Below are 3666 nucleotides of genomic sequence, written 5' to 3'. Positions count from 1 at the left end.
GATCCAAGGACGCATTCCTAAGCGGTAGGAGAGTTCCCACTCACGACCCATGTAGCAGAAGATGCCGATGAGGAAGTGGAAAATCACTAGCTGGTAAGGGCCACCATTGTAGAGCCACTCATCCAAGCTGGCTGCTTCCCAGATGGGGTAGAAGTGCAAACCGATCGCATTACTCGAAGGAACAACTGCACCAGAGATGATGTTGTTTCCATACAGTAAAGAACCGGCAACGGGTTCGCGGATACCATCGATGTCAACGGGGGGTGCCGCGATGAAAGCGATGATGAAGCAGACGGTGGCGCTTAAGAGGGTGGGAATCATCAACACGCCGAACCAGCCGATATAAAGGCGGTTTTCGGTGGAGGCGACCCACTCGCAGAAGCGGTCCCACAGATTAGCGCTTTCGCGCTGCTGTAAAGTTGTGGTCATAGTTTTATGATTGCTATTTGGTTGTCGAGGTAGTTATGATGTTTTTATATTAATGCTTTTGTAACGGTTTGTAAAGGGTTAATTACCCTGTTTTTTCTAATCAGACAGATAAGGTGAGCTTATTAGGTTAGAGAAAATCTTTGTTCCTCCACAGAAAATCAGGACCAGAAACTCAGTTTCTGGTCCTATAGCCTTTCCCACAGTCATTCGCGTACATTTTTGGAGTGCGTTCGCACAGCGAAGCCCGGGCTCAGGCTTTACGCACTCCTCTAAATATCTGTACGCGAATGAGGCCACCGAACCGCTATATATAGAGGTAAGAGGGTAGCGACATCCTAGGATGAGTTTATCGATGCTGTCGCAACTCGCCCGGGTTAAGCGGCCTTTGCAAAAATTTCAATGATCTGATCGATTTCATCTCGGGCGCAGGCGATCGCGTCTTCGGGAGTATCAAAGGGTCTGAGGTTGATATTCCGGTATCCCTCGGGACTATGAAATTCATAAAAAAAAATATCTTCGGCCCGAATCGGAACGACGATCCAGCCGCGATAGAGTTCTCCTCGCAGGTCATAATTTACCATAGTTTATCCTCTTGAATCGGGGTTGATCAACCCATCTTTGTTAAAATTACAGTCTAGCCATTCCGGTGCGATCGCGACAACAGATCCCCCACCCCTCAACTGGCTTGCGGTGAGGCGGGAGGCCGATCGCGCCGGGGATAAAGTCCGGAATTGTTACCTCCGATGTTTTTGAAGAGAAACCCTGAGCGTTTAATTTTGTCAATATTCTGGAGAAGAATTGTTATAAAAGGCAGACAAGTTTTGGACGCTTGACTCGCCGCTGGATGTTGTGGCGATCGCATCTTAACCGGGAAATCTAACAGATATCGGAGGGCCTAAAGAGGGGGTAATCTATACCTGATGATAGAAATTTCTATCGTATCCACCTTGAGTCTCATGGTTTGGGGAAAGAAAAATCGTTACATTAGTTTATAACCGAGCGAAAAGAGGAAAGATAGGAGCAGAATCGATCGCGGTGCCACATTCGGAACAGTTGGGGTCCGGTTCCTCCCTTAGCCCGGGGGTCAAGGAACACCCAAGCGGTTCTAACCCAAGAATCACAGGTCGTCTGGAGGTTGGATTTGGATTGTGCCGGTTTGGAGTAACCTGAAACCAGAGGGACATCGTAAAAAAACGAGCTAAGATCCAAGTCGAGGGGTAAGCCACCTTGTCAAAAATTCGCTCCTTCAGGGTAATAAGGAGTCGAACTGGAACGAAAACATATTGGCGGGGTCTGGGCGGTATTAGTTCTAACTTATCAATACAACCCCGTGGGGATCAACGATCGCCGCTGTAAGCGGACCCGCCTTTGACGATGAAGCTGTCATCGGGTTGCCCGAATGCCGACTGGGGCAAAAGCACAGTTGAGGCAAAAGCAGCCTTGTGAAACCCAGGCCAAGTCAGACTGAAAACACAACCTGACCCGGATTTGCATCACTGCAAATTCTGATGAGAGTCACGTTCTACCCGGATAGCGATCGCAGTGAGTCACATTAAAAACGGCCACACTAGAACCATAGCCGTATTTTCAAGCCCTAGAAACGCTGTTACCTTTGAGAGTTATTATGTTGTATAAACCCAGCTTTGGCGATCGCCAGCTTGCTGAATCATTTTATCAAGCCTTGTTCAACCGTTTCTACGATTCCGTAGATCGCCAGACTCAGGAATTGTTAAGAGAATGTCAATTTGGCCTCGCGCCTTCCCCAACGGGAGTCAAAACCTTTTTTATTTTGACACCGGATTTAGAGCAAGCTCAAAACCTGATCGAGCAGATCGATGGGATCATCAACGGAGTCATGGCAATTATGGTCGGAGTTCACCAAACTGCCATTTGCATTGCACCCCCAGATGGCGGCGACGGTCCCCGGCAGCAATCGGGACAATTAAACCCGCGCTACATGATGGCCAAAATATTTCCCCATCCCCCACAAGACGATGAGGAACTGGGTTAGACTGATACCCGTAAAAGGTGACGACTCCACACACCGACTGATTACAGTACGGTGCGGGCTTCTTGATTAGTTAAGAAGTACGTCCGACGCCTCAGTATTCCGTCATGTCAGGGCTACTACGTTTCCTCAGAATATATAGGCACTTCAGGATTTAGGATTTAGACAATCCGCTTTCTAGTTCTGGACACTGCGAAGTGGTAATTAAACATCTTCCCTGGTAGAAAAGAAGTGTTGCAGTTTTAAAACCTGAGTAAACATTGGCGAAGAAAACAACCTGGGGAACTGACCCGGTTAAAATTCGGTTAAAGGTGGGAGAATAATAGATAAAGAACTTTAACAGCCGGTTCATTCGTGTCCATACTCCTTCTTTGGCTAACCCTAGCTAGTTTCCTGTCCTGGTTCACCAGTACCTTAGCAGCCGCAGGCAGTCCGCTCCTCTTAATTCCACTGGTTAATCTTTTGCTGGGATCGGGCGCAGTGGCACCCGTGATTACCATTGGGATGTTGCTCGGAAATTCGCAACGGATCTTTTTATTCTGGAGTGATATCAACTGGAAAATTACCCTCTGGTATCTACCCGGGGCGATTTTAGGTGCGATTTTAGGTGCGTATTTGTTTACCCAAATGAATATAGAATGGCTACAACTCCTGATCGGCTTGTTCCTGATTTTGAGCGTAGTCGGCTTTGGGCTTAAAAAACAAGAAAGTAGTTTCCGCATCGCAACCTGGTATTTTTTACCCGCCGGATTTCTGTATTCCTTTATTTCCGGACTCATCGGCAGTAGTGGTCCCCTCTTAAATCCCCTCTATCTTAAATACGGATTAGTCAAAGAAGAAATGATTGCCACCAAAGCCGCTAATGTGGTGGTGATTCATATCATCAAAATTGTGATTTATTTGGCCTTTGGTGCGATGACACCGCAGTACCTGGGATATGGATTGGCGATCGGTCTAGCTGCAGCACCCGGTAACCTCCTGGGTCGCTACGTCCTCCTCCGCATGAGCAACCAGCACTTTCGTCAGCTTGCCCTCGCGACTATGGCAATTACAGGCATATTAATGCTCTGGCAACAGCGTGAGTTATTGCAATTTATAGAAAACGCCGTAAAACCCACGTGCTTTAGCCGTGGGATATAAGGGGGTTAGCGTAGGTACGTAGCTAACCAATTACTTAGTTTTTTGGTTCTCAACATATCTCTTAATCGTATCCCCAGAAACTGCCCCCG

4 protein-coding genes are annotated in these 3666 nt (G+C 47.5%); 2 read left to right on the top strand and 2 right to left on the bottom strand.

Translation table 11 applies throughout. The features are described from left to right. Both J0895_RS02500 and J0895_RS02495 read right to left on the bottom strand, forming a co-directional pair. Positions 1–429: photosynthetic reaction center family protein (locus tag J0895_RS02500; RefSeq protein WP_479724792.1), on the bottom strand; the 429-nt coding region annotated here is incomplete at its 3' end. 374 nt (positions 430–803) lie between these two features. Then, positions 804–1010 (bottom strand): hypothetical protein, encoded by a 207-nt coding sequence (locus J0895_RS02495; protein WP_207086561.1) that lies wholly within the window; start codon positions 1008–1010, stop codon positions 804–806. A 1043-nt stretch (positions 1011–2053) separates the two neighbouring features. On the opposite strand from J0895_RS02495, the gene J0895_RS02490 reads away from it, so the two are divergent. Further along, a complete protein-coding gene (locus J0895_RS02490) occupies positions 2054–2440 on the top strand; it encodes a hypothetical protein (protein ID WP_207086560.1) in 387 nt (128 codons plus the stop codon). Between the two features lie 351 nt (positions 2441–2791). Beyond that, complete coding sequence (locus J0895_RS02485; RefSeq protein WP_207086559.1) at positions 2792–3577, top strand: TSUP family transporter; 786 nt, start codon at positions 2792–2794, stop codon at positions 3575–3577. The last annotated feature ends 89 nt before the right edge of the window (positions 3578–3666 follow it).

The sequence above is a fragment of the Phormidium pseudopriestleyi FRX01 genome, assembly GCF_017313335.1.
GTDB lineage: Bacteria > Cyanobacteriota > Cyanobacteriia > Cyanobacteriales > Laspinemataceae > Laspinema > Laspinema pseudopriestleyi.
Note: the sequence above shows the minus strand (reverse complement) of the source record. Positions and strands in the feature narration are given on the sequence as shown.